The 26,806-nt window shown below is 65.2% G+C and carries 18 protein-coding genes; 5 read left to right on the forward strand and 13 right to left on the reverse strand.

The features are described from left to right. Window positions 1-19 precede the first annotated feature (19 nt). On the forward strand, window positions 20-4,216 hold the full coding sequence (locus tag NVV90_RS13840; RefSeq protein WP_258437852.1) for an FtsK/SpoIIIE domain-containing protein: 4,197 nt from the start codon (window positions 20-22) through the stop codon (window positions 4,214-4,216). Here NVV90_RS13840 and NVV90_RS13845 read toward each other — a convergent pair. Continuing rightward, on the reverse strand, window positions 4,170-4,688 hold the full coding sequence (locus NVV90_RS13845; protein ID WP_309304061.1) for a hypothetical protein: 519 nt from the start codon (window positions 4,686-4,688) through the stop codon (window positions 4,170-4,172). The two genes, NVV90_RS13840 and NVV90_RS13845, sit on opposite strands and share 47 nt — an antisense overlap. 238 nt (window positions 4,689-4,926) lie before the next feature. Here NVV90_RS13845 and NVV90_RS13850 point away from each other — a divergent pair, with 238 nt between their 5' ends. Continuing rightward, a complete protein-coding gene (locus NVV90_RS13850; protein ID WP_003804966.1) occupies window positions 4,927-5,175 on the forward strand; it encodes a WhiB family transcriptional regulator in 249 nt (82 codons plus the stop codon). 148 nt (window positions 5,176-5,323) lie between these two features. On the opposite strand, the gene NVV90_RS13855 is transcribed toward NVV90_RS13850, so the two are convergent. From NVV90_RS13855 to NVV90_RS13870, 4 genes are read right to left on the reverse strand one after another with little or no spacing between them, the layout of a single operon-like run. Beyond that, complete coding sequence (locus NVV90_RS13855; protein WP_258437853.1) at window positions 5,324-6,793, reverse strand: sensor histidine kinase; 1,470 nt, start codon at window positions 6,791-6,793, stop codon at window positions 5,324-5,326. Between the two features lie 33 nt (window positions 6,794-6,826). Continuing rightward, entirely contained in the window at window positions 6,827-11,680 is a 4,854-nt protein-coding gene (locus NVV90_RS13860) for an NAD-glutamate dehydrogenase (protein WP_258437854.1), read from the reverse strand. Between the two features lie 56 nt (window positions 11,681-11,736). Beyond that, the gene (locus NVV90_RS13865) at window positions 11,737-13,050 is read right to left on the reverse strand and encodes a P-loop NTPase (RefSeq protein WP_258437855.1); all 1,314 of its coding nucleotides are present in this window, start codon (window positions 13,048-13,050) and stop codon (window positions 11,737-11,739) included. Further along, window positions 13,047-13,685 carry an SAF domain-containing protein gene (locus NVV90_RS13870; protein ID WP_258437856.1) on the reverse strand — a complete coding sequence of 213 codons (639 nt, stop codon included), beginning with the start codon at window positions 13,683-13,685 and terminating at the stop codon, window positions 13,047-13,049. Before NVV90_RS13870 ends, NVV90_RS13865 begins: the two co-directional genes overlap by 4 nt. Before the next feature lie 155 nt (window positions 13,686-13,840). On the opposite strand from NVV90_RS13870, the gene NVV90_RS13875 reads away from it, so the two are divergent. After that, window positions 13,841-14,056, forward strand: a complete 216-nt coding sequence (locus NVV90_RS13875) for a helix-turn-helix domain-containing protein (protein ID WP_207614659.1) — start codon at window positions 13,841-13,843, stop codon at window positions 14,054-14,056. Between the two features lie 33 nt (window positions 14,057-14,089). Here the strand turns inward: NVV90_RS13875 and NVV90_RS13880 are convergent, their stop codons facing one another. Beyond that, complete coding sequence (locus NVV90_RS13880) at window positions 14,090-14,662, reverse strand: hypothetical protein (RefSeq protein ID WP_258437857.1); 573 nt, start codon at window positions 14,660-14,662, stop codon at window positions 14,090-14,092. Between the two features lie 149 nt (window positions 14,663-14,811). Here NVV90_RS13880 and NVV90_RS13885 point away from each other — a divergent pair, with 149 nt between their 5' ends. After that, window positions 14,812-15,576: a LysM peptidoglycan-binding domain-containing protein gene (locus NVV90_RS13885; protein WP_258437858.1), complete on the forward strand. Its 765-nt coding sequence runs from the start codon at window positions 14,812-14,814 to the stop codon at window positions 15,574-15,576. A 31-nt stretch (window positions 15,577-15,607) separates the two neighbouring features. Beyond that, window positions 15,608-16,009: an Rv3235 family protein gene (locus NVV90_RS13890; RefSeq protein WP_258437859.1), complete on the forward strand. Its 402-nt coding sequence runs from the start codon at window positions 15,608-15,610 to the stop codon at window positions 16,007-16,009. A gap of 137 nt (window positions 16,010-16,146) precedes the next feature. On the opposite strand, the gene secA is transcribed toward NVV90_RS13890, so the two are convergent. From secA to mtrA, 7 genes are all read right to left on the reverse strand, one after another. Next, window positions 16,147-18,888, reverse strand: coding sequence for a preprotein translocase subunit SecA (gene secA, locus NVV90_RS13895; RefSeq protein WP_258437860.1), 2,742 nt, complete (start codon window positions 18,886-18,888; stop codon window positions 16,147-16,149). Between the two features lie 133 nt (window positions 18,889-19,021). Beyond that, complete coding sequence (locus NVV90_RS13900) at window positions 19,022-20,248, reverse strand: winged helix-turn-helix domain-containing protein (protein WP_258437861.1); 1,227 nt, start codon at window positions 20,246-20,248, stop codon at window positions 19,022-19,024. Between the two features lie 32 nt (window positions 20,249-20,280). Then, window positions 20,281-21,006, reverse strand: coding sequence for a ribosome hibernation-promoting factor, HPF/YfiA family (gene hpf, locus NVV90_RS13905; protein WP_207614654.1), 726 nt, complete (start codon window positions 21,004-21,006; stop codon window positions 20,281-20,283). A gap of 163 nt (window positions 21,007-21,169) precedes the next feature. Next, entirely contained in the window at window positions 21,170-22,249 is a 1,080-nt protein-coding gene (locus NVV90_RS13910; protein ID WP_258437862.1) for a ComF family protein, read from the reverse strand. Window positions 22,250-22,322: 73 nt separating this feature from the next. Further along, a complete protein-coding gene (locus tag NVV90_RS13915; protein WP_258437863.1) occupies window positions 22,323-24,056 on the reverse strand; it encodes an LpqB family beta-propeller domain-containing protein in 1,734 nt (577 codons plus the stop codon). Further along, the gene (gene mtrB / locus NVV90_RS13920; RefSeq protein WP_396125309.1) at window positions 24,053-25,999 is read right to left on the reverse strand and encodes an MtrAB system histidine kinase MtrB; all 1,947 of its coding nucleotides are present in this window, start codon (window positions 25,997-25,999) and stop codon (window positions 24,053-24,055) included. Before mtrB ends, NVV90_RS13915 begins: the two co-directional genes overlap by 4 nt. Beyond that, entirely contained in the window at window positions 25,974-26,648 is a 675-nt protein-coding gene (gene mtrA, locus NVV90_RS13925) for an MtrAB system response regulator MtrA (protein WP_090818324.1), read from the reverse strand. The genes mtrB and mtrA overlap by 26 nt, the downstream gene beginning before the upstream one ends. Window positions 26,649-26,806 lie beyond the last annotated feature (158 nt).

The following is a 26,806-nucleotide window of genomic DNA, read 5'->3' on the forward strand; positions in this document are numbered from 1 at the left end:
AGAAGGGAGAACCCCAACCATGACCCTCCACTGCTCCCTCGTCCGCGGCCCCTTTGCCGCCCTCCGCGCAGAACCCGAAGAGCTGTCCATCGAGGTTGCCGACGGCGCGCCGGGAAGCCAGGTGGAGTCAGCCGTCATGCAGACGTTCTCAACGGGCGAACTGTCCGTGGCCGGGACGCCGCTGAGCGTGTTGGAAGTGGGAAGGGCACCATTGGTCAACGGCGCTGTGCTGCTCGACGGCGGCCCGTCCCCTGCTGTTCCGGCGACCGCGGCGATCCGGCGGCCGCCTCTACGGCTGGTGGTCCACACCGGACCAGGAGCCGGCACTGTGGTCCCCCTGGAACGTGGGACATACAGAATCGGGAGGCGCGACGCGGCGGTTTCCATCCCGGACCCGGGCATTTCGCGGAACCATGCCGAGCTTCATGTGACGGATACCGCCATCACCGTCACCGACAACAAGAGCGCCAACGGAACAAGCGTGGATGGACAGAAGATCCGGAGTTGCAGGGTTTCCACCGCGTCCGAAATCCGCTGCGGGAGTTCCCGCATGGCCATCCAGCTCGCCGACGATCCGGGCGGGACGTCTGACCTCACAGAGGCAGGCCGGAGTGTGGCAGAACCATTGATCGTTCCCCGGAGCCATGACGGGAGCAACCGCAGCCAATTATTGCTGACGGCCGGACTGCCGCTGGTTCTGGGTGTGGGAATGGCCCTCATTACCGGCATCTGGATGTTCCTTGCGTTCACGGCGGCCTCAGCCGTTGCCGTGCTGGCGCCGGCGATGTCCGGCCGAGGGCACCGCCGGGCCTTTCGGAAGGCCGTTCGCACGGCAGCCGACAGGGATGAAGACCGACGACGGCGATGCTCGCCGAGCGCCGCTGTGCTGGCTGTCGAGGCAAGCAGACAGCCGGCGAAGAGGCCCGCGGCGACCGAAACCACTGGCGCGTGGCTGCGGGTAGGCACCTGCCTGCAGAAATCCAACATCAGCGTCCAGCCGGCTGATCCGGATTTCGGCCCCCCTGAACGGGTCATGCCGTTGGCTCTTGACCCAACGAACAGAGTCATTACCCTCAGTGGTTCCGATCGGAAAGTCCAGGGCATGCTTCGCTCGTTCCTCATGCAGTTGGCTTCATTCCCAATCTGCGCCGGTTTGCCTGTGCTGCTCCTTGGCCCGGCAGAGCTGCTGCCCTTGGCCGCTAGGTTCCTGCCCGGGGCGCTCCTTTGCTCGGATCCGGCCGAGGCTATCCATGCTTTGGCAGCCAGTTCGGAAACTCCGGGGTGGCTGTTCCTCGTGGGCGATGCTGCTGCCGGCACCGGAGCGGATGATCCGCGTCGCGTGGCCGAGGAATCAGGCTGGCACGTGGTACTCGCCCAGCCGCCCAACACGAACGCCTCGGACACGGTAGTGGACCTTGGCGGAAGACAAGCTGCCCTGCATACAGGCGGCAGCACCACAGAGTTTGACGCGGACCTCGTCCCCGCCGACGTCTTCGACAGGTTCTGCAGAAGTGTCGCCGCCGCTTCGAAAGCACCGTCAGCAACATCGGGAATTCCCGATGGATGCGGACTTGGCGAGTTGCTGCCGCACGACCCCGTGAGCATCGCCGCCCGTTGGGCTGACGGGCAATCCGCGTCGGGTCTTTTTGCGGTCGTTGGCCGTGGCGCCTCGGGGCCCACGATCCTGGATTTACAGACCGACGGCCCGCATCTCCTGGTTGCAGGAACCACCGGATCCGGCAAGTCTGAGTTCCTCCGGACACTGGTTACGTCGTTGTCCCTCAGCCATGCCCCTGACCGGGTTAATTTCCTGTTCGTTGATTTCAAGGGCGGTTCCGGCCTGGGACCGTTCATAGGGCTTCCACACTGTGTTGGCCTGCTGACCGACCTGAACCAGCATGCGTTGGATCGGACGCTCATGTCCTTGAGGGCAGAAGTCAGGCGCCGGGAGGAATTGCTCGCCCGGGCCAAGACACAGGATCTAACCGCCTACCGCCAGCTGGCCTCGCCATCCCTGCCAACATTGCCGCATCTTCTGGTGGTGGTCGACGAATTCAGGATGCTGGTGGAGGAGGCCCCCGCTGCGCTGGCGGAACTCATGCGAGTTGCAGCCATCGGGCGGTCGCTGGGCATCCATCTGGTCATGGCAACCCAGCGGCCCCAAGGGGCCTTGAATGCCGATATCCGCGCCAATGTCACCACAAGCATCGCGTTGCGCGTGCAATCGGACATGGAGTCTCTGGATGTCATCAACTCGCGGGATGCCGCGGCAATCCCCGTTTCGCTCCCGGGCCGCGCCTTCATGGCCCGGGGATCCGCACCTCCGGAGCTGTTTCAGACTGCATCGCTCACCTCGCCCTTGGACGGCAGCAGCCATGCCGCCGTAATTGCCCGGACCGCCATCGGAGTAGTCCGGGCGGGAAGGGCCGGGCAGAGGACGGCCATTTCGCGCCCGATGTCGACTCCGGCCCAGGCGGCCACCCCGATCGTCGAGGCGACCCGAAGGCTTTGGACGGAGCTAGGCGGAGAAGCACCGCGTCGGCCCGTGGCTGCGCCCTTGCCCGCGACACTGACAATGGGCAGCAAGGACCTGCAGATCCCTCCGCCCGGCCGGCGTGCTGCGGAGGGCAAGGCCGTAGCGGCGACCACAGTGTGCCTTGGGCTGGTTGACGTCCCGGCCGATCAGCAGGTGGTGAGGTTGTTGTGGCGGCCATCGACCGACGGACATCTTGGACTGATAGGGCCGGGCGCAAGCGGCGTTTCCGAGGCGGTCCTGGCCACCGCGTCAGTACTGGCCACCGCTCCTGTGGATGCGCACCTGTACATCCTGGACGGCGATTCTTCGTTTTCCGGGGCTTTCGCCGTGAACCGTGTTGGCGCCGCGGCGGGGGTTCACGAGGCCCGCCGTGCCGCCCGGATTCTGGAGCGTCTGACCGACGAGATGGCTTCGCGGCAAGCCCGCCCCGAACGGGAGGCACGCGTGCCCTTGGTACTTGTGGTCTGCAATTGGGGGGCGTGGATATCCGCTTTCCGTTCCGGTCCTGCGACGGAGGCCGAGGATCTCCTGATGGGCATTGTCCGGGACGGCAGCCGCGCGGGCATCACCGTCGTCATCTCCGGCGACCGTGAACTGGTGGCGTCCCGCCTGTTCGCAGCATTGCCAAACCGCGCGTTCTTCCCCACGGGGAGCACCGAAGAGAGCCGCCTGGCTTGGCCACGATTCGGCGCAATGGACAACGTCGCCGGCAGGGCTCTCGCCGCGGGAAACTTCCTGGACGGGAACACGGCAGTGGCCCAATTTGCCGCGCCTCCGCCGGACATCCCATGGCCCTATTCAGAGGCGGCACCTGCATCCAGACCGTTCCGCGTGGAACCGCTCCCCGACTTCACCTCGGTCGGAGACGTTCTGGCCCGTGCGCCCCACGCTGCCTCAGGGAGGGCGGTGTCTCCGGACATTGATGCAGCGGCAGCAGGCAGGTACGCAGTTCTCCTTGGTATCGGCGGGGACGAACTTGAGGTCGCGTCTGTCCGATTGGCTGCGGGAAGCGTGTTCCTGGCACTCGGCAGTCCCGGTTCCGGCAAATCCGGCCTGATGCGTGTACTGCCCGCGCTCAATCCGGGCCACCGCTGGATAGCCCCAGGACCAAAGGACACTCCTGAACGGTTCTGGACGTCCTTCCGGCAGAGGGCGTCCTCGGCCGTCCGCGAAACAGCGAGCTACGAGTTGGACGGTGGGGGGTCCGATGGCTGGATACAGGGGCGCGGCCCCCATAGAGGCAGCATCCTGCTTGTTGACGATGCCGAGCAGTTGACGGCCTCGGCGGCAGCACAGCTGTCAGCGTTGAATGAGATGGGTTTCACAATGGTGGCCACGGCTTCGATGAATACACCGCTGCTGCACAGGAGTCCTCTGTGCCTCAGCGCCCGGAACCACGGCCACGGCTTGCTCATTGGGCCCCGGAATCCGACCGACGGTGACTTCTTCGGGCTTCGGATCGATTCGGAACCGTCCCGGGCGCCGGGGCGGGCCGTGCTCATCCAGGACGGCAGCATGCATTCCATCCAGATCGCGGCGCCCGGAACAGATGGGCCCGGAACGGAGGTGCCGAGAACAGGTGTCCTGAGTGCAGAGCAGCCCCGAACACAGACTCACGGGCCAGAGAACCGGGTCAGAGAACCGGAGCAGACCCGCCGGTCCGCGAGGCAAATGCGATGACTTTCTTGTCGAACAGGAACACGATGCCCGCCAGGGCCGGAAGCACCATGGCCAGTCCGGGCAGGACAAGTCCTCCGGTCAGCGTCGGGACTCCAATGGTCAGGACGAACAATTGTGCCACCAGCGCCGCGGCGCGCGTCCAGCGGTATCCCCGGAACAGGAACAGGCCCGTGGCGAAGAGCCAGGCAGAGAACCCCAGGAGCAGGACCAAGGTGAACACGGCACCGGCGAAGGACGCCACGGGCGCGCCGATGGCCAGTTGGTATCCGTAGACGGCAGCCGCACCGAGCAGCGTCAGTGCTTCGGCAACGACAACCAGAGAGACGATCTTGATTCCCGGCGGTCGTGCTCCAGCAGAGTGAGCAGCGCCGGCCGCACCCGCGGCACGCGCCGCACCGGCCCCGGCCCCGGGTTCACCGTTTTCCTCCGGTCCAAAGGCGGGCTGGGCAGGGTTCACAGGAGGTCTTGACACACTGGCACACTACCGGACATAGTCGGATACCAGTGAGGACACTGGCGGCTGATGTGATGCATCGCTCACGGTTTCGGGGCATTTCAACGGCACATACCCCTTGTTTACAAGGCGTTAACATGAAACGCTTGACTCAGACGACAAAGGGGGCCCACAGGGGCCCCTTTCCTTTGGAGCTTCTCGTGAATGTTTTCACAAAAGGCTCAACTAGTTCTCACGAATGGAGTGACTGATCAGCATGGATTGGCGTAATCGCGCAGCCTGCCTCGACAAGGACCCGGAGCTTTTCTTCCCAGTGGGCAACACGGGACCAGCACTTCTGCAGATCGAGGAAGCGAAGAGCGTGTGCCGCCGCTGTCCTGTCGTTGATACCTGCCTCCAGTGGGCCCTCGAATCCGGCCAGGACGCCGGCGTCTGGGGCGGCATGAGCGAAGACGAGCGCCGTGCGCTGAAGCGCCGCGCCGCCCGCGCCCGCCGCGCCTCCTAGGCAGTTCCAAGGATCCATACAAAGGAAAGCCGCAGACCATATGGTCTGCGGCCTTCCTTGTCTTCGGGCGCCGTCTTTCGGCGCCAGGTCCTCAGGCGCCGTCAATAGGGGCCGGCCCCGGAGCCGGCGCCTTACCGGTTCGGGAGTCTTACGCCCGGGCCAGGTTCAGGACGATCTCGACGGCTGTTCCGCCACCGTCTCGGGGAATCCACTGGATACTGCCGCCCAGTTCGCTGGTCACCAGCGTCCGCACGATCTGCAGCCCGAGGCCTTCCGTGTACTGTCCGTCCGGAAGTCCCACGCCGTCGTCGGCAATCGTCACGGTGAGGAATTCATCGGCGCCGTCGCCCTTGGCGCGATCGGCAAGCAGCCACACCGTTCCGGTCCGGCCCTCAAGGCCGTGCTCCACGGCGTTGGTGACAAGTTCGTTGATGACAAGGGCCAGCGGCGTCGCGAAGTCGCTCGGCAGTTCGCCGAAGAGGCCCGAGCGTTCGGTACGGACGTGCTGGGACGGCGATGCCACCTCTGCAGACAGCCTGAACTGGCGGCCGATCAGCTCGTCGAAGTCGACGCTCTGCGTCAGCCCCTGGGACAGGGTCTCGTGGACCAGCGCGATCGTGGCGACACGCCTCATGGCCTGTTCCAGCCCCTGTTTGGCCTCGTCGCTGACCATGCGCCGCGACTGCATGCGCAGCAGGGCTGCCACCGTCTGCAGGTTGTTCTTCACACGGTGGTGGATCTCGCGGATGGTGGCGTCCTTGGTGACGAGCTCCATCTCGCGGCGCCGGAGCTCGGACACATCGCGGCACAGGACCAGCGCGCCGAAGCGCTGGTTTTCGTCACGCAGGGGAATGGCACGCAGCGACAGGCTGACGCCGCGCGATTCGATTTCGCTGCGCCACGGCATCCGGCCGGTCACCACGAGGGGCAGGGTCTCGTCGACCATCCGCCGGTCCTTCAGCAGACCGGCAGTGACCTCGGCCAGGGAGCGGCCTTCCAGTGACTCGACCTCGCCCAGGCGGCGGAACGCTGACACCCCGTTGGGGCTCGCATACTGCACCACGCCGTCGGCGTCGAGCCTGATCAGCCCGTCACCGACGCGCGGTGCACCACGGCGCGAACCCGTGGGCGAGGCAAAATCGGGCCAGAGCCCCAACGTGCCCATGCGCAGCAGGTCGTACGCGCACTGGCGGTACGTCAGTTCCAGCCGGGACGGCATCCGGGAGCTGGACAGGTCCATGTGCGAGGTCACCACCGCGAGAGTGCGCCCGTTCCGGACCATGGGCACGGCTTCGACCCGCAGCGCCATCTCGCTGCTCCAGCTGGTTTCGCTGGAGCGCTCGATCGAGCGGCTGGACCACGCCTTGTCCACGAGCGGCCGCAGGTCCGAGCGGATTCCCTCGCCGACAAAGTCGGCATGGAACACCGTGTGGGACGTGGACGGCCGCACGTGGGCGAGGGCGATGTAGCCCAGCTCCGGATGCGGGAACCACAACGCCAGGTCCGCGAACGCCAGGTCGGCGACCATCTGCCAGTCGCCGACCAGGAGGTGCAGCCATTCGGCATCCCCAGGCCCGAAATCAGCATGTTCCCTGATGGGGTCTGTAAAGATTGCCACTGCACCTCCATTTGCGACGCGGGGGCTTGTCCCCTAGCGTCGAACGATTGACCTCAAGAGCCTCAATGCTACCGACAGGGAGGCCATGTCGTCCGCTTCGAGGGAATTGACCTCGTCGAACATGCTCTTCGCGCGTCCCAACTGCTCCGCATTCTGGGCTTCCCAGGAACCCAGGCGCTCCTCGGCAGAGGTGCCGGATTCCGTCGACTCCAGAACCGACGTCGTGATGTCCGCAACGGTTGAGTAGAGGTCATCACGGAGCGCCGCGCGGGCCAGGGCCTGCCAGCGGTCCGCCCGGGGCAGGGCACTGATCCGCTCCAGGAGGGAATCCACGTGGAAGCGGTTGAAGACCGTGTAGTAGACGTGTGCGACGTCTTCTCCCCGGTTGCTGCCGGACTCAGTGATCCTCGCGATGTCCAGGAGAACAAAGCTCTCGAAGAGCTCGGCCCAGCGGTGCGCCAGTGTCTCCGGCAGGTCCCAGCTGCGCGCCTTTTCGAGCAGGCCGGAAATCCGGACCTTGTCGTCGCCGCGCAGGTAGTCCAGCAGGCGGGCCCGCATGGGTTCCATGAGCGGCTTGAACTGCTGCACGACGTCGGCAATCGGCTGGGAGGCCGTGCCCTGTCCGAGCAGCCAGCGCACGGCACGGTCCAGCAGGCGGCGGATGTCCAGGTGGACTTCGCTCCAGTGTTCGGTGGGGAACGACGCCGGGAGGGCGTTGAGGTCCGCGATCATGGGATCGAGATCGTAGATTTCGCGCAACGCCACGAAGGTCTTGGCAACCGCAAGCTCGCTGGCGGAGGTCTCTTCCATGGCACGGAAGGCGAAGGTGATGCCGCCCATGTTGATCATGTCGTTTGCCACCACCGTGGCGATGATCTCCCGGCGCAGCGGGTGCGTGTCCAGTTCGGCGTCGAACTTCTCGCGAAGCTGCTTCGGGAAGTAGGAGCGGATCGTCTGGCGGAACCAGGGGTCGTCGGCGAGCTCGCTGTCGCGCAGCGCGGAACTGAGCTCGATCTTGGCGTAGGCCGCCAGGACCGCCAGTTCCGGGGACGTCAGCCCCTGGCCCTGCTCCAGCCGTTCGCGCAGCGTGTCCGTGGTGGGCAGTGCTTCCAGCTCGCGCTTGAGATCGGCTGAGCGCTCAAGCCAGTCCATGAGCCGCTCGTAGCTCGGGCTCCACTCGGCCACACGGGTGCGGTCGTTGAGCAGGAGGATGTTCTGGTCGATATTGTCCTCGAGCACCAGACGGCCCACCTCGTCCGTCATGTCGGCGAGGAACGCGGCACGGTCGGCGGCCTCAAGCTTGCCGGCCGCCACCATGCGGTCCACGAAGATCTTGATGTTGACTTCATGGTCTGAGCAGTCCACGCCGGCGGAGTTATCGATGGCATCCGTGTTCAGGATGACGCCTTGGAGAGCGGCTTCGATGCGGCCCCGCTGCGTCAGGCCCAGGTTGCCACCCTCGCCGACCACCTTGACGCGCAGTTCACGGCCGTCGACGCGGATGGCGTCGTTGGCCTTGTCGCCTACCTGGCCATGCGTTTCGGTGCTTGCCTTGATGTAGGTGCCGATGCCGCCGTTGTAGAGCAAGTCGGCCGGCGCCAGCAGGATGGCGCGGAGCAGCTCGGGCGGGCTGAGCTGGGTGATGCCGTCCGGCAGGCCCAATGCGGCGCGGACCTGGGCCGAGACCGGGATCGCCTTGGCCTGGCGCGGGTAGACGCCGCCGCCGGCGCTGATGAGCGCCTTGTCGTAGTCTTCCCACGACGAGCGCGGGAGTTCGAACAGCCGCTGCCGTTCGGTGTATGAGGCCGCAGCGTCCGGAGTCGGGTCCAGGAAGATGTGGCGGTGGTCAAAGGCCGCCACCAGGCGGATGTGCCGCGAGAGCAGCATGCCGTTGCCGAAAACGTCGCCGGACATGTCTCCGACGCCCACTACGGTGAATTCTTCGGACTGCGTATCCAGGTCCAGCTCGCTGAAGTGGCGCTTGACCGATTCCCAGGCGCCGCGGGCCGTGATGCCCATGGCCTTGTGGTCGTAGCCTACCGAGCCGCCGGAGGCGAACGCGTCGCCCAGCCAGAAGCCGTATTCCGCGGCAAGACCGTTGGCGGTATCCGAGAATGTCGCCGTGCCCTTGTCGGCAGCGACCACGAGGTAGGAGTCGTCCCCGTCGTGGCGGACCACGTCCGACGGCGGGACGAGCCGTTCGCCGTCGGCCGTGGTCACGAGGTTGTCCGTGACATCAAGCAGGCCGCGGATGAACGTCTTGTAGCTTTCGATCCCCTCGGCCATCCATGCCGCACGGTCGACCGCCGGGTTGGGCAGTCGCTTCGCAAAGAAGCCGCCCTTGGCCCCTGTGGGGACGATCACCGCGTTCTTCACTGTCTGGGCCTTGACCAGGCCTAGTATTTCGGTGCGGAAGTCTTCACGCCGGTCGGACCAGCGGAGGCCGCCGCGGGCCACTTTGCCAAAGCGCAGGTGGACGCCTTCAACGCGCGGCGAGTAGACCCAGATCTCGAACATCGGCCGCGGGAACGGCAAACCTTCAATCATGGTGGGGCTGAGCTTGAAGCTGACGTAGGACTTGCCCTGAAAGTAGTTGGTGCGCAGGGTGGCTTCGATCAGGTTGATGAAGGTCCGCAGGACACGGTCGGCGTCGAGCGTCGCGACCTGTTCGATGGCTTCAGCCAGCGCCGCGCGGGCTTCGGCCTGGCGGACAGGGCGCTGCGCTTCGTCCACGGCAGGATCGAAGCGGGCTGCGAAGAAGGCATTGAGGCCGCGGGTGACATCGGGGTTCGCCAACAGCGTGTCCGCCATGAACTCGAAGGAGTTCGTGTTGCCCATCTGGCGCATGTACTTTGCGTAGGCCCTCAGGACCACCACCTGGCGCCAGTGCATGCCCTCGCGCAGGACCAACCGGTCGAAACTGTCGGATTCCACTGCCCCCGTAATGGCTGCACCGAAGGAATCCGCCAGCAGTTCTCCGGTGGCAACGGCGTCGATGCCAGCCGGGTATTTCAGGCCGAGGTCATAGAGGAAGAAGTCGCGCTGGTCGCCGGTTTCGATCTCGAAGGGTCGCTCATCCAGGACTTCCAGGCCGAGGTTGTGGAAGTACGGCAGAATCTGGCTGAGGCTCTTGGGCTCCATCAGGTAGAGCTTGACGCGCGCGTCTTCCTCCAGCGATTCGCCGGCGCCGGCCGGGAGGTACACGTGCACACCCGGGCGGACCTGGACGGCACCTGTCGTCCGCTCAGCGGTGGCGCCGTATTTTTCGAACCGTTCGATGTCCTCAAGGGCGTCCTCCACCTCGTAGTCCACGCGGTAGCCCGCGGGGAATGCTTCGGCCCACAGTGCCGACAGCGCCTCCGCATCGTCGGCGGCGCGGTTGCCGCGGAGCACTTCGGCGATGCCTTCGCCCCAGGAACGCGAGGCCCTCATGAGCCGGAGTTCCAGGTCCTCGACGTTGACCTCGGCCAGTTCGGCCGTCCGGGGAAGGCGGATGCGGAAGAACACCCGGGCGAGTGCAGATTCGGTGATCCGGGCCTCGTAGTCGATGCTTTCGGCGTGGAAGGTCTCGCGTAGTTCCTGCTCGATGCGCAGCCTGACGCTGGTGGTGTAGCGGTCACGCGGCAGGTAGACGACGGCGGACATGAAGCGGCCGTAGATGTCCGGACGAAGGAAAAGCTTGGTCCGGCGGCGTTCCTGCAGCCGCTGGATGCCGGTGGCGGTGTCCGCGAGATCCGGCACTTCGATCTGGAACAGTTCGTCGCGGGGGTACGTCTCCAGGATGCCGAGAAGGTCCTTGCCGGAGTGCGAGTCAAGCGGGAATCCCGCATTGCGCAGGACGGCGTCGACCTTGTCGCGGACGATCGGGATGCTGCGCACCGATCCGGTGTAGGCACTGGTGGCGAAGAGGCCGATGAAGCGGCGCTCACCGTTGACGTTGCCGGCGGCATCAAAGCTCTTCACTCCGATGTAGTCAAGGTATGCCGGGCGGTGCACGGTGGAGCGGGAGTTGGCCTTGGTGATGACCAGGGCACGCTTCTCGCGGGCACGCTTCCGGCCGGCCTCGGTCAGGTGCTGGACCTGGCGGGTGTCATCGCCGGCACGCAGCAGGCCCAGGCCGCTGTCCTCGCGCAGTTCGAGGACGTCTTCGCCGTCCTCGTTGACGAGGTCGTATTCGCGGTAGCCGAGGAAGGTGAAGTTGCCGTTGTCGAGCCAGCGCAGGAGGTCCTGGGCCTGCCGCAGCTCGGCGATCTGTTCGGGGTGGGTGACCGTCGCCAACGACGCAGCAAGTTCAAGGGCCTTGCTCCGCATCTTGGGCCAGTCCTCGACGGCGACGGCGACGTCGCCCAGGACACGACGGAGTCCGGTGATGAGTTGGTCACGCACTTCGTCACTGACGCGGTCGATTTCGACGGCGATCCATGACTCCATGTGTGAGACGTTGTCGCCGTGCCCCACAAGGTGGGAGACGATCGGCAGCGCCGCGGTGTCACCGCTGGAAAGTCCGATGTTGGAGGGGACCCGGGCGATTCCGGTGACATCGCCCCTGGTGCGGTCGCGGGTGACGATGAAAAGGGGGTGCATGACGAGGCGGATGGCGCAGTTCTGCCGCACCAGTTCGGCATTCACGGAATCCACAAGGAACGGCATGTCATCGGTGACGATGTACAGGACGCTGCGGTCCTTTTCGTGGACTATTTCGATGGTGGCGTGCCCTGGCCTGCGGGACGTGGCGATCTCCCGGTGTTGGACGGCCCGTGAGGTCAGAACTTCAGGTGAGTACCCCCGGGAGTCCTCCTCCGCCAGATGTTCGTAGTAGTCCCCGAAGAATCCTTCACGGACAACTGCTGACTTGGACTGATCCTCCACGCTGGATCCTGACGACATCGACAAACGCCTCCATACAGGTTGATTGCTGCGACTTTGCAGCCCACATGGCGAGCCTAACGCTTAAGGAGACGCATCGCTCTGGAAGAAAGTACAGAGGATTTGCGATTTTGCTGGACAGGTGCACAGACGAGATCTGCGATGGCACGACGAAGGGCAGAAGCGGGCGCTGCCTCGAACAAAACGGAGCCGGACAGCAGCGCCGCGTCGCAGGCTTCAAAGTCAGCTGGAAGGTAGGCCTCCACCGGGATTCCCGGTCCGTAGCGCTCCCAGGCATCCGCCAACTGCCGTTCCGGCGACCTCCCGGCGGAGGCAGCCCGGACCTTGTTCAGGACCACGCGTGGCGCCGTCTGGGGAACAGCTATCTCAAGTTCGGCAAGCGCCCGGACGAGGCGGGGAACACCGATCGCGTCCGAGGAGCCCACGGCGTAGACCGTATCCGCAACTTCCAGGCTTCGAAGGGTGGCCGCGTTGCGCCGCGGAGCCATGGTGTCGAAGCTGAGTTCCTCGTCCGCTTCGAGGCAGAAGCCCGTATCCACGACCACGACGTCGGCAATCTCGCGGGCCCGTTCCAGCACCGATGAGAGCGCGGCAGCCCGGAGCTCCGTCCAGCGGTCGGCACGCGATATGCCGGTCAGGACCCGGAACTCGCCGGCCTTGGTGAACACCAGCGAAGCAATCTTCTTCAATGCCGCAGTGTCCAGCAGTCCCTGGTCGGCGAGCCGGCAGGCCTGCGCCAGCCCCGCGGATTCGTCGAGGAGGCCCAGGACGGCCGCGATGCTTGCCCCGTAGCTGTCCGCATCCACCAGCAGTACGGACTTCCCGGCAGCCGCGAGTTCAGCGGCCATGTTCGTGGCAACAAGGGTCCGGCCAGGGGCTCCGGTGGGACCCCAGACGGCGATGATCTGGCCTTGGCCCGCAGACTCCTGCCCGGATTCCTCCTCGGCGGGTACCTGGTGGATTTCGGCGGCAGTGTCAGCGAAACCGGCGTTCCGGTGGTGGGCGTGCCCACCACTCCGTCCGGAGAGCTGGCTCACGGCATCGGAAATCCTCGACGCCAGCGCAGAGGGGTCGATGCCGCGAAGCGCCGGCACCACGCCGATCCCGCGGAGCCGCGACGCTTCCTCAGGGTCATCGGTCAAGGCCACCATCGACACACCCACGGCACCGAGCCGGTCCACGAGGGAAGCGGTGAGTTCTTCGCTTCCCTCGGCGATGACTGCGGCCCTGGCCAGACCGCTCTGGCAGGCGGCCAGCAGCTCAGTCAATTCACCACAACGCCGAACCACAGTGACGGGGCCGTGGAGCCGCTCCAGACCGCCGACGAGGTCTTCCTGCGATTGGCCGACAGTGACGACGGGGATGCTCATTTGCCGATCCCTGAGGGGTTCCACACAACGGAGACCTTGGCCTTGTTCGCCAGGGCACCGAGGAGTTTCGGCATCTGTTCGTCCGTGACCAGGACCAGCACTACGGTCGTCTTCGAGGCGCCGAGCGTCGTCGAACCCTCAGTGATCTGGGCGATCTCAGCCCCTGGCAGGAGCAGACGGGGTTCCGCGAAGGCGTTCCGTGAATCCGGCAGGGCCACCCAGACGTCCACACGGGATCCCGCGACGGCCTGGGCGGGCAGTGATTCGTCCAGGGAAATGGCAACCGGCTTGCGGTCGAGGGCGTCGGCGGAGCCGAGGCTGTCCCGGGGCACCAGCTGGTTCTTGGCGATCCGTTGTACGGCGACCTGGCCCTCAGCCAGGCCGGACTCAACGGTCACATAGCCGGACTCGACGTCGTCCAGCCGGACCTTGACTACTGCGAGGTCCGCCCCCGTCACCTTTTGGCCCACGGCAATCGCTTGGCGCGCGGCGTAGACCTGGATGGTCCGGTCCGCCGTGCCGACAATCGCGGTCACTCCAGCCACGGATGCCAGCACGAGCAGGATCCCGACCAGGAGCCGAGGGTCCTTCCATGATGGCTTCTTGAGTCGCGCCGCCGTTGTGCTCAGACTCATGCTTGCTGCTCCCCCATTTGCTTGGCTCCGATCTCTGACCGGCAGGACCCCTCATTCTTACGTCAAAGCCGCCCCGCACGAAAGTCAAGAGCTGCAAATGAAGTCAAACTGTGGATAACCGCAGCAAGTGACCACAACAGTGGCAAAATGGGGATATGCCCCGATTCCTGACTCTGGCGGATGTCGCCGAACAACTGCAGATCAACTCGCCGCAGGCATACGCCCTTGTCCGCAGCGGAGAACTCAAGGCCATCCAGATCGGCGGCCGGGGTCAGTGGCGCGTTGAAGAAAAGATGCTGGAGCAGTACATCGAGGAACGGTACGCCGAGGCCAGCCGGATGATCGAAGAGGCGAAATCCAAGACCTCATAGGTTCCCGCGGTTCGTTGGCCTGAACCGCCAGGGTTAGATCCCCTCGCCCCGCAGGGAGCGCAATGCCGCGAGTGAGTCAAACGGCACTGTCATCACCGATGCCACATTTCCTGCCCGCCGGACCTCGCCCTGCGCGACCACGGCGAGATCAAAGTGGTCGCGGCCGACCCTGTCGATGACTCCGCCCAGCTGCTGCTCCCGGCCCTGCCCTGAGATCAGGTGCACGGCAAGTTCGGCCCGGTCCCGGGCCAGGCCCCGCAATGCACTGGCCAAACCCAGCTTCACCTCAGTCTTGGCGCGCCCGCCCTGCGCCAGCCTGCCCAGGCCCTGGTAGGACACCACCGCAGCAAAGGGAACCAGCCACTGATGCATGCCCTCGTTGAGGATCAGCCATTCACTGCCCACATGGGCCAGTCCGCCACGGACCAGGGTTCCCGAGGTCAATAGGGCCCCGATCTGGCTGCCTGCCGATCCGCGGAGCCGGTCGCGCAATTCAACGCCGGCGGTCTCAATCCTCGCCCGCTCGGAAATCTCCGTCTCGTGGCCCAACCGGTTCTCGGAGGCAAATTGTGCCTCCAGATCGTCAAACAAAGCATCCCACCGCATGGCGCCAGCGTAGGCGCGGACCTCCTGGCGGTCAATTCGATGGGTGGGATTGCCCAAGGTCTGGACAAATCACAGCAGCTATGTTCAAAATGAACCATCGTTTATCAAACAACATCAAACTGCATCAAACCCTTAGGAAGGATGCTGAAGTGGAAGAAACCTCGAGAACCGTGCGGCACGACGCGATCCTTGCGGCCGCCATCCTGGCCCTAGGTAGCGCACTCCTGGGGATAGGACAGATCCTGGCGGCGCGGTGGGCTTCGGCTACTGCCCACCGCCAGGTGTTCATGTTTGAAGACCTGCTGGGAATCGTTGTTACGGCCGCGGGGCTCGGGGTGGTGGCCTGGTGGGTCCTCTCGCTCTTGTTCGCGCTCATTTCCGCCGCACTGCAAAAGGCCGGGAAGATCCGCCCGGCTTCAGCCATTGCCAAGTTCAGTCCTGCCTTCATGCGCCGGCTGGCGGTGGCCATGCTGGGAATCAACCTGTTGGGAATCCCGTTGGCAAATGCCTCAAGCGGGCCGCTTGAGGCGGCCTGGAACGCGACGCCCGCCCAGTCGGCTTCAGCACCGGTGGCCGCGCAGTGGGCAAGCGGCAGCATGGAAACGGCTTCGGACACCAGCCCGGGCACCGTCCAGCCACAATGGCAGCCCCGTGAACCAGTCCGCGATCCGGCCCCGCTCAGTGTCCGTGCACTGCGCGACGGCCAAGGAGACACCCACAGCCGGGGCGAGGTAGTGGTGGCTGCCGGCGACTCCCTGTGGACCATTGCGGCCCGGCAACTGGGCCCAATGGCCAGCGACGTGGACATTGCCCTGCACTGGCCCAAATGGTACGCCGCCAACCGCGCCCTTATCGGCGAAAACCCAGGCGCACTTCTGCCTGGGCAGATCCTCCAAGCACCCGCCACGAACTGACCATCCATCCACAAGCACCCAAGGAATAGCCATGAACGCAGTATCAGCAATCCGAGCGGCGAACGGTATCGTGCGTCCAGCGGCCCCGCAGGCTACCGACATCCTTGCCATTGCCCGAAGCCTGGCGCAGGCGGCGATCGAGGTTCTTGCCGGCACCCGTCCCGCGCAGCAACTGTCCCGTTCGATGGACCCGCGCTGCCTTAGCTCGCTGCAGCACCGTGCGGCGCTCACCCGGGCGCATGCCGCCCGCTCCCGCACCGGGCAGCGGTTGCACCGCAGCCCCGTTGTCCGCTCAGTGCATGCATGTGCTATCTCGGAAGGCATCTACGAAACAACACTCGTTGTGGCCGAGGAGAACAGGTCCCGTGCCGTCGCCATGCGGCTGGAACGCTGCGATGAAGCCTGGAAGGTTACCGCGTTGGAGATCGGTTGAAGAGGGAACCCACACCCTCAGGCAATGCAGCACGCCGGACAATGCAAAGGAGAGGACCAGTTCAAGGTGAACTGGTCCTCTCCTTTGCATGATGCCGTTTCAATCCGCTCGCGGCGGCCGTTCCCGGCCCGGTGCGGTCAGCGGCGCTTCTTCCTCGCGGCTTTGCGCTGGTCCTGCGCGGCAGCCTTTGCCGGGTTGCCCGAACGGCCCGACGAGCGGCCTTCAACGCGAGTCTGGCTTGCGCCGTCTTCACCGGGCGCCGTGTACTGCAACTGGGCAGGCTTTTCCGGGGCCTGCAGCCCAGCAGCCCGGATCTGCGGCTCGTGGTGTTCGGTGTGCGTTCCCTCAGCAGTATCGTCCGCAACCACGACGTCTTCGGCCGGAGTGACTTCCACCTCAAGGTTGTAGAGGAAGCCGATGCTTTCTTCACGGATGGCTTCCATCATGCTCTGGAACATCGTGAAGCCCTCACGCTGGTACTCCACCAGCGGGTCGCGCTGGGCCATGGCGCGCAGGCCGATGCCCTCCTTGAGATAGTCCATCTCGTAGAGGTGTTCCTGCCATTTGCGTCCGAGGACCGAGAGAACCACCCGGCGCTCGAGCTCACGCATGCTCTCCGAACCAATGGCCTCCTCGCGGCCCTGGTACACCACGCGGGCGTCGGACAGCAGTTCGGTCCTGAGGAAGTCGACAGTGAGGCGTGACTTGCCGCCGGCTTCGTTGATGATTTCCTGGGCCGTCACCGTGACCGGGTACAGGGTCTTCAGGTTGGACCAAAGCTGGTTGAAGTCCCAGTCATCGCCGGTGCCCTCGGACGTCGCCGAGTCAATGAGCGAGTTGATGGTGTCCTCAAGGAAGAACTGGACCTTCTCGTGGAGGTCGTCACCTTCGAGAATGCGCCTGCGGTCGCCATAAATGGCTTCACGCTGGCGGTTCAGGACGTCGTCGTACTTCAAGACGTTCTTGCGCTGTTCTGCGTTGCGGCCTTCCACCTGGCCCTGGGCAGAGGCGATGGCACGCGACACGAGCTTGGACTCCAGCGCCACGTCGTCAGGGACGGAGCTGTTCATGAGACGCTCCGCCGCACCCGAGTTGAACAGGCGCATCAGGTCATCCGTGAGCGACAGGTAGAAACGTGACTCGCCGGGGTCGCCCTGGCGCCCGGAACGTCCCCGGAGCTGGTTGTCGATGCGGCGCGACTCGTGCCGCTCGGTGCCCAGCACGTAGAGTCCGCCAAGATCAAGAACTTCCTCGTGTTCGTCCTTGACTGCCTGCTTGGCGGCTTCCAGGGCTGCCGGCCAGGCAGCTTCGTACTCATCGGAGTTTTCTTCCGGATCCAGGCCGCGCTTGGCCAGTTCGGCGATTGCCGTAAATTCGGCGTTGCCACCCAGCATGATGTCGGTGCCGCGGCCGGCCATGTTGGTGGCAACGGTGACGGCGCCCTTGCGGCCGGCCTGGGCCACGATGGCAGCTTCCCGCGCGTGGTTCTTGGCATTGAGGACTTCGTGGCGGATGCCCTCCTTGGCGAGCAGCCCGGAGAGGTATTCGCTCTTTTCCACGCTGGTGGTGCCGACGAGGACAGGTTGCCCGGCCTCGTGGCGTTCCGCGATGTCCTTGACCACGGCCTCGAACTTGACGATTTCGTTCTTATAGACGAGGTCCGACTGGTCAATCCGCTGCATGTCCCGGTTGGTGGGGATCGGCACGACGCCCAGTTTGTAGGTGCTCATGAACTCGGCGGCCTCGGTCTCGGCCGTGCCTGTCATGCCGGCAAGCTTGCCGTACATGCGGAAGTAGTTCTGCAGCGTCACGGTAGCGAGGGTCTGGTTCTCGGCCTTGATCTCGACGTTTTCTTTGGCCTCGATGGCCTGGTGCATGCCTTCGTTGTAGCGGCGGCCTGCCAGGATGCGGCCGGTGTGTTCGTCGACGATCAGCACTTCGCCGTCAAGGATGACGTAGTCCTTGTCGCGCTTGAACAGTTCCTTGGCCTTGATGGCGTTGTTGAGGAAGCCGATCAGCGGGGTGTTGGCGGATTCGTAGAGGTTCTGGATGCCGAGGTAGTCCTCGACCTTCTCAATGCCCGCCTCCAGCACACCCACCGTGCGCTTCTTTTCGTCGACTTCATAGTCTCTGTCCGGCTGCAGGCGCAGCACCACCTTGGCGAACTCGCTGTACCAGCGGTTGGTGTCGCCCTGGGCGGGCCCGGAAATGATCAGCGGGGTGCGGGCCTCATCGATAAGGATGGAGTCGACTTCATCGACGATCGCAAAGTTGTGGCCGCGCTGGACAAGCTCGTTCTTGTCCCAGGCCATGTTGTCGCGGAGGTAATCGAAACCGAACTCGTTGTTGGTGCCGTAGGTGATATCCGCGGCGTACTGCTGGCGGCGCACCGAGGGATCCTGATTCGACAGGATGCAGCCGCTGCTCAGGCCCAGGAAGCGGTAGACCCGGCCCATGAGCTCGGACTGGTATTCGGCGAGGTAGTCGTTGACCGTGACCACGTGCACGCCCTTGCCGGCCAGCGCATTCAGGTAGGCCGGCGCCGTGGCGACGAGGGTCTTTCCTTCACCGGTCTTCATTTCGGCGATATTGCCCAGGTGCAGGGCCGCACCGCCCATGAGTTGGACGTCGAAGTGGCGCATGCCCAAGGTGCGTGAGGACGCTTCGCGGACCGCCGCGAAGGCTTCGGGCAGCAGATCCTCGAGCGTTTCGCCGTCCTGGTGACGGGCGCGGAGCCTGTCCGTTTCCTCGCGCAGTTCGGCGTCGGAGAACGTCTTGAAGGAGTCTTCCAGGGCATTGATGGAATCGGCATAGTTCCGCAGTTGCTTCAAGGTTTTCTTGTCGCCAGTGCGGAGAAGTTTTTCGATAAGTGATGCCACGTGAAATTGCTCCCAGTCTCAAGCTGCCGAATTCTGGCGGTTTCAGTCTACGGGAGAGACGAAGACCACGCGGCGCGGTTCCCCTGAGAGCGGACTGGCGATTTCATGGCGGGCCGCACCGACCGTCGCGGGCTCAAAGCCGGGCGGTTTCCTCTACGAGCGCCGCCGCCAGATCGCCTCCCGGGGAGACCACAATGTCTCCGAGGCCCAGCCAATCAGCCATGAGCCTCAGTTCGGCGGCAAGCTCGACGGCGGTGTCCGCCGGAGCGTCCGGCTCACCGTGCGCCGAACGCACCAGCAGCTGCCCGGCCGCGCGGTCGGACTTCAGGTCAACCCGCGCCACGATGCCTTCGCGAAGGAGGAATGGCAGCACGTAGTACCCGAAGCGCCGTTTGGCCGCCGGCGTGTAGATCTCGATTCTGTAGTGGAAACCGAACAGTTCCTCCAAGCGCCGCCGCTCAAAGACCAGCGGGTCGAAGGGACTGAGCAGGGCCCTGCCCGTGGCTGCCCGGGGAAGCCTGGCGCTGGCGTGCCGGTACAGCGGCCGGTCCCAGCCCCGTACCGTCACCCGTTCCAGGCGCCCGGCGTCGATGAGCCGTTGGACGGAGGGGGCTGCCGCTTTCACGGGCGTCCGGAAATAGTCCGCGAAGCAGCGGTCGGTGCCGATGCCGTGGGCCTCGGCTGCGGCGTCAATGAGCCGGTCCATGGATGCCGACGCAGCTTCGGGGTCGGGTTCCAGCCGGTTGTCGACGGCGGACAGCTGCGGGAGGATGCGCGAGGTCAGCGCGTAGCGTCGTTCGAACTGTTCGGTCCGCGATGCCGACGTCACCAGCCCTTCCTCAAAGAGGTGCTCCAGGACCCGCTTGACGACGTTCCAGTTCCAGCCCCAGTTATCGGGCTGCGTGTCTTCCTCGTGGCCCAGATGGGCGGTGAGCTCAGAGGCGGTCATGGGCCGCGCCGCGGCCAAGGTAGCCAGAATCCGGCGCGCCATGGCCTCCCGGAAGTCCGGATCCATGTTGTGGGCGCCCACCCACGTGCGGTTCTGCCACAGGACCAAGTCCTGGAAATGCTGGGGGCGGATAAAGCTGGCTTCGTGGGCCCAGTACTCCATCATCCGGCGGGGGCTGCGGCCGGCCATGGTGTGAAGGATGGAACGGTCGTAGTTGCCGAGCCGGGAAAAGAAGGGCAGGTAGTGGCTCCGGGACAGGACGTTGACGGAGTCGATCTGGACCAGCTGCATCCTGTCAAAGGTACGGCCCACCGCCCGTGGGGTCACGGGGCCGGCGGGCCGTTCCTTTTCCAGTCCTTGGGCTGCCAATGCGATCCGCCGTGCCTGAGACAGACTCAGCGAAGCTGTCATGCCAGTCCTTTCATCGGAGATTCATGGACAGCCTATGCGGTGGCTGCCTCATCATCCGAACGGTATGCGTGGATTTTCTCCTCCACGGCGTCCTCCCCTGGTTCGCAGGTGGCGTCAAGGGTGATCACACCGTAAGTCCATCCACGGCGGCGGTAGACCACCGACGGCGTGTTTGTTGCCTTGTCCATGAACAGGTAAAAGTTGTGTCCCACCAGCTCCATGTTGTCCACTGCGTCATCAAGGGTGAGGGACGCAGCAGGGAAGACCTTGCGCCGGATCAGGACGGGGGAATCGCCTGCCGGGATGTCGTTCTCGATATCGTAGGGCGAAGCTTCCGCCGGTGGCGTCGTTGGCTCCTGGTGGTTGCCAGCCGCTACGTAGATGGGTTCGCTCGTGCTTGCGGGCTCGAGCGTGGCCGTTGCCTCACGGACGGCCTTGGGCGTGTGTCGCCCGTGGTGCACCTTCTTCCTGTCCTTTGCCCGGCGGAGTCTCTCGAGCAGCTTGTTGTACGCCAGATCGAAGGCGGCAAATTTGTCAGCGGCACTGGCCTCTGCACGGATTACGGGGCCGCGGCCCAGGACTGTCACTTCAACGGTGAGCTGGCCCGGAGTCTGACGTGGATTGGTCTCCTTGGAGACCTTTGCGTCGACGCGCTGGACCTTGTCCCCGAGCGATTCAATCTTCGAGATTTTCTCGCCGGCGTATTCGCGAAAGCGGTCAGAAACGGTCAGATTTCGTCCGCTGATCATGAACTCCATGGTGCCCTCCAAACAACTCAGGTGACACGACAACGACGCTTAATTGGGGCTCATCTGACTGACAGTCGAGCCCCTTTCCGAGCCGCTATCGACAGGTACATCTGTTCTTGGTACCCATAACCGACGTTAGTTCATCACCACGGGTAATTCACCCTTTCGTCACTTAAATTTTGTTTGAGTCGTCCGGGCTGTGGCGGCTCCCAGCAGCGGAGACATCCCCATGGGCCGGAGGCCGGGCAGCTGCGAGGACCACCGCCCCGCAAACGGTGCCGCCGGCAGCCTCCACGGCGCGGGCCGCCTCGGCGAGCGTGGCTCCGGTGGTGAGGACGTCGTCGATGATGAGGCACTTCCGCCCCTGAAGCCGGCGGGACATGCGTCCCTGCCGCACGCGCATTGACCCCCGCACGCGGCGGGCCCTCTCGCCGCGGCCCAGTCCCTTCTGCCCTCCCGCGGAGCCCTGCCCGGACTGTCCGAGCACGGATTCCGCCCATCGGGCGGGCAGTTCGCGCAGGAAGTCGAAGGATCCGCCTGCAAAGGCCGGGGTCACCTTGGACAAGGCATTGAGGATCTCGGTACCGGGGAGCGCACGGCGGCGGTGCAGGGAGGCCAGCAGCAGGTGCACGGGGCTAAACCCGCGACGGCGGAACGCCGCACCGCTCGTCGGCACGGGCACGAGGCAGAATCCCTCTTGCGCCCCGGTGGCAGCAGACACGGCATTCGCCAGGCAGGCGCCCAAGGCACCGGCCAGATGGCCCTGGCCATGGTGCTTGAACGACAGCACGGCCTGTGCGAGTTCGTCCCGGTACGGGCCGGCAGCAACGACCGGCAGGATCACGGAACCGTCGAGGCTGACCAGAGAGGGTGCCTGGGCCTCGGCACGGAAGGGTTGCCGGCACAAGGCACGGAGCCGCCGGGCGCAGGAGGAACACAGGGCGGCATCCTCCACGCCGCAGCACACGCAGTCCACCGGCACCAGAAGGGCGGCAAGGTCCGTCACTGCACCGCCGGTTGCCTGTGCAAGGCGAAGCGTCCGGGCCGCGTGGATTCCCCGGTGCCCGGCCGCGGCGGGGTCCCGGGCCAGCAAATCCGGATCCCGCGCCCGGTTGCGGACCCTGCCCCGGCGGTGAACCCCGTCCCGGTCTTGAACCCCGTCCCGGTCTTGAACTCTGTCCCGGTCTTGACCCCTGTCCCGGGGCGCAGGCGGCGCGCCGAGGCGCCTGCCGGAGCCGCCGTAGTCGTTCATGCTTCCAGCATCCATTGCCGCCACCGCGTTCAGAACCGAGGATCGCGACTATGTGGAAAAGCAGCCGGGCGGGCTAGCCGGGGAAGGCCGGTTCCATGGGCCCCTTGAGCTGCAGCTCCCAGCCGTTGCCGACGCGTTGGAAGACGCCCTCGGCGGACTGTCCAAAGATTTCCTCTGCCCCGTTGCCGGCACTGAGCGAGGTCAGTCCCTCCCAGGCTGCCAGTTCCTGCGGCTCGCCGGAAGCCAGGGACAACAGTTCCGGCACTACCATGCCAGTGGCGGAGGCGCGCATGACCGCCACCGTGATTCCGTTGACCCAGACTCCCTGGTCCGGTGAGGTGCTGCTCAGCAAGGTCACGGGCGCGGTGAGATCCTTGGGGGCGCCGTCGGCGTTCCTGACGATTCCCGTGATCTGCACGGATGTTTTGCCGTTGAGCTCGGAAATGACCAGCGCCCGGGCACCGTCCCGGGACACCCGGAAGTCCTTCACTGTCCGCCCGGTGAGCCACGGCGGGGCAATGGACGCCGTCGGCACGGCCATCCCTTGGGCTATGCCCGATGGACGGAACGCCACGACCTCCGCAGCGCCGTTTGCGCCTGGCCCCGCCGTCCACACCCAGTCCTGCATGCTGAAGGACGGGCGGGTCAGGACAGTTCGGGCGGTGAGCTGGCGGGCCGCTTGGCCGGGCAGGATCGAATACAGGCTGGTGCGGTCGCCGTTGAGGAAGGCGACCGCCTGCGACACCGGCGATTCGGCCGGCATCCGCGGGCCAAGGCCCGCAACGGGCTGCATGTCCGGAACAGGCGAGAGACGGTTGTTCTCGTAGCGCACAAGTTCGTTGTTGCTCACGGCGATCTGGCGTGCCGGCACGCTCTTGTCCAGGACGGGGGGCAGCACGGAGCCGTTGTCCTCCACCCTGACAAGATCCTGGTCCGCACGCAGCTGCACGTTGATGACGTCCGGCTGGCCGCGGAAGGTCAGCGCCAGCTGGTTCTGCATGCGCTGGCGGTCCTCCGCCGAGGCCTCCAGGAGTTCCTTGGCGGAGAGGTCCACCTGGGCCGAGCCCGAGACGACGGGCACGGATTCCCGGGCCAGCTTCATGCCGGAAGGGAACGCGCTGACGACGGCGCCCCGCAGGTAGGGGGCCGGGCCGGCCAGCAGCGCGCTGGTCATTGATTTGACGGTCTTCTTCCTGATGAACCAGCGGACATCCGGCACTGCATAGCTGAAGCTTGGGTCGTAGAAGTAGATGGGATGGGCACCGTAGATGACCTTGAACGTCTCCTCGGGGATGGCGGTGCCGTCCGGGATCTTGGCGATCCGCCACTCCCCCTCGACCTCATTCACCGTCACAGGAATGACTTCCTTGGTGCCGGCCGGAAACTGCGTGGCAACGCCGTCGGCATCCACCGCATAGGCGAGGTCGAGTTCAAAGCTGTACTCGTTCTCGACGCCGGTCTTGACGACCTGTGCGGAACGGAAGACCAGCGCCCGGTTGTCCGGCTTCCAGGTCACGGACTGTGCCTGTGTGAGGTACTGGCGGGCCACGGCGTAGTCGTCCTCGTAGCCGCTTCCTGCGCTGTAGAAGTCCTCGATGACGCTCTCCGGGCTGGCACCGCTGCGGGGTGGAGCGGGGAAGAAGACCGGCGCACTGTTCGGGTTGCCGCCGCTCCCGTCCTTGCTCTTCCCCACCGGGCCGGACCGTGGAATCTGGGCGCAGGACGTCAATGCCAGCATCAGGATGGCCAGAAACGCGACCACGGCCCGGAGGCGGGGCCGGATGCGGGAGGAGCGTGCCGTGCTCATGAGGGGCTTCCGGTGCTGCGCTCGGCGGTATTTGACGCAGCTCTGCCCGGCTCGGTGCTGTTCGCGGCCGGTTCGGCCCCCAGGACCAGCACCTGCCGCTCGGGGGCGCCTCCAGGCAGGTCAATGTCGGCGGGTTCCAGCTGCAGCGGCGATTTCAGGATGGTCCCTCCCTGTTTCAGCGGCAGGGTCAGCCGGAAATTGGATCCGGAGCCTTTGCGGCCCCAGGCCTGCAGCCAGCCGCCATGGAGTTTGGTGTCCTCCGCCGCGATGGACAGCCCCAGTCCGCTGCCGCCCGTGGTCCGGGCACGGGCAGGATCGGCCCGCCAGAAACGGTCGAAGACGCGGGCGGCTTCTGCCTGGCTCATGCCGATGCCATGGTCCCGTACGGAGATGGCAACGGCATCGTGGTTGGCTGCGACGGAGACGTGGACCGGTTTTCCTTCACCGTGTTCCACGGCATTGAGCAGCAGGTTCCGCAGGATACGGTCGATCCGGCGCGAATCCATTTCAACGATGATGCTCTTCTGCCGGGTGTTCAGCCTGACCTCCGAGCCGTATTCGGCGGCAACCGGCGACGCTCCGTCGATGACGTGGCCGACCACCTGGAAGATGTCCTGCGGTTCGGCATCAAGCACCGCCGCGCCGGCGTCGAACCGGGAAATCTCCAGAAGGTCCGAAAGCAAGGACTGGAAACGCTCCACCTGGTTGTAGAGAAGTTCCGCCGAGCGCTTGTTCATGGGGTCGAAGTCACCGCGGGCGTCGTAGAGGACTTCCGCGGCCATCCGCACGGTGGTGAGCGGCGTCCGCAGCTCGTGGGAGACATCGGAGACAAAGCGCTGCTGCATTTGCGAGAGTGTGGCAAGCTGCGTGATCTGCTCCTGCAGGCTGGCGGCCATGTGGTTGAAGGACGCTCCCAGCCTGGCCACCTCGTCCTCGCCCTTGACCACCATGCGTTCCTGGAGCTGCCCGGCGGCGAGCTTTTCGGACACGACGGCGGCATGGCTCACGGGACTGACCACATTCCTGGTCACGTACCAGGCGATGGCTCCGATCATAAGGACCAGGGCCACTCCGCCGGTCCACAGCACATTCTGGATTTCGTCGAGCGTCTGCTGGGCCGAGTTGAGATCATAGATAAGGTACAGCTCGTAGACGGTTCCGTTGAAGTCGACCTTGTTCCCGACGGCGATGCCCGGCCGGTCCTCATTGCCCACAGGGAATTCGGTGGAGGCCCAGTACTGGTCCGTTCCCGATTCCTGCACGGCCTTGCGCAGTTCCGGTGGGATCACCCTGACGGTCAGCTGATCGGAGGCGCGGGACTCCACCCAGCGGTTGCGGGGCTTGGTCTGCTCCGGCATGGCTTCGAAGACATAGCGGCGCTGGATGACGTCGCCGCGGCCCTCCACGGCGTTCAGCGTGTCGTAGACCAGGGTGATGACGCTGGACTGGTCGGTGACCTGGGCGCCGTTGAAGGTGTCCTGCACCTGCTTGACGTTGTAGCGGGATTCGGACTCGGCCTGGGCCAGGCGCTCTTGGAACAGGTTGTTCGCGATCTGGTTGGACAGGTACGCCCCGACCACCGCGAACGAGGTGATGGCGAGCACCAGTGTCATGAGGACTGTCCGGAACTCCAGCGAGCGGCGCCAGCGCCGCAGCAAGGAATGGCGCAGGAATCGGAGCCCCGGACCGATCTGGCGGACACCGGTCACCACGAGCCGGGAAACACGCAGCAGCAGTATGAGCCCGCGGCGGGTCCAGATCCTGGCCCTGGACATCAGCCAAGGCAGGTTCAGCGCATGCGCGTCAGTGTGTTCCGGCGCGACATGGTCCGGCTCCCCCGCCTGGGGTGCCGTGTGTTCGGACGTCGCGAGTCCGACGTTGGAACGGTCCGGACCGCCGGGCTTGCCGGCAGTGGGCTCAGGAACCTGCTTTATAGCCGACACCGCGCACCGTCAGGACGACTTCGGGCGCTTCCGGATCGCGTTCAATCTTGGAGCGCAGACGCTGGACATGGACGTTGACCAAGCGGGTATCGGCAGCGTGGCGGTACCCCCAGACCTGTTCGAGCAACAACTCACGGGTGAAGACCTGCCAGGGTTTCCGGGCCAGGGCCACCAGCAGGTCGAATTCCAGCGGGGTCAGCGAAATACGTTCGCCGCCGCGGGTCACCAAGTGGCCGGCGACGTCGATGGTCACGTCCGCGATGCGCAGTGTTTCGGGGGCCTTCTGATCCCCGGGACGCAGCCGGGCGCGGACGCGCGCGACGAGTTCAGCGGGTTTGAAAGGCTTGGGGACATAGTCGTCAGCACCGGATTCCAGGCCCCTGACGACGTCGGAGGTGTCCGACTTGGCCGTGAGCATGACGATGGGGACATCCGATTCCCCACGGATCTGCCGGCACACCTCGATCCCGTCGGAACCGGGCAGCATGAGATCGAGCAGCACGAGGTCCGGCTTGGACGAACGGAAGATCTCCAGCGCCTGGCCGCCGTCCGCGCAGAACACGGGCTCAAAGCCATCATTGCGCAGGACGATGCCGATCATCTCGGCCAGTGCTTCGTCGTCGTCTACTACCAGAATGCGTGCCTTCATAGTTACATATTCCCTTATCAACAGGGCTTTGTCCCGTTGATAAGGTGCCCGGCATGGCGTCGCCCGCCGCCTGCCGGCCAAGCCCCGCTCCGGCACGGGCAGGGTCCCGTCCGGGGCACACCGCGGACAGCGCCGGGGCTATGAGGCACGACGGCGGA

Origin of the sequence: Arthrobacter sp. CJ23, from assembly GCF_024741795.1 — a bacterium.
In the GTDB taxonomy this organism is placed as follows: domain Bacteria; phylum Actinomycetota; class Actinomycetes; order Actinomycetales; family Micrococcaceae; genus Arthrobacter.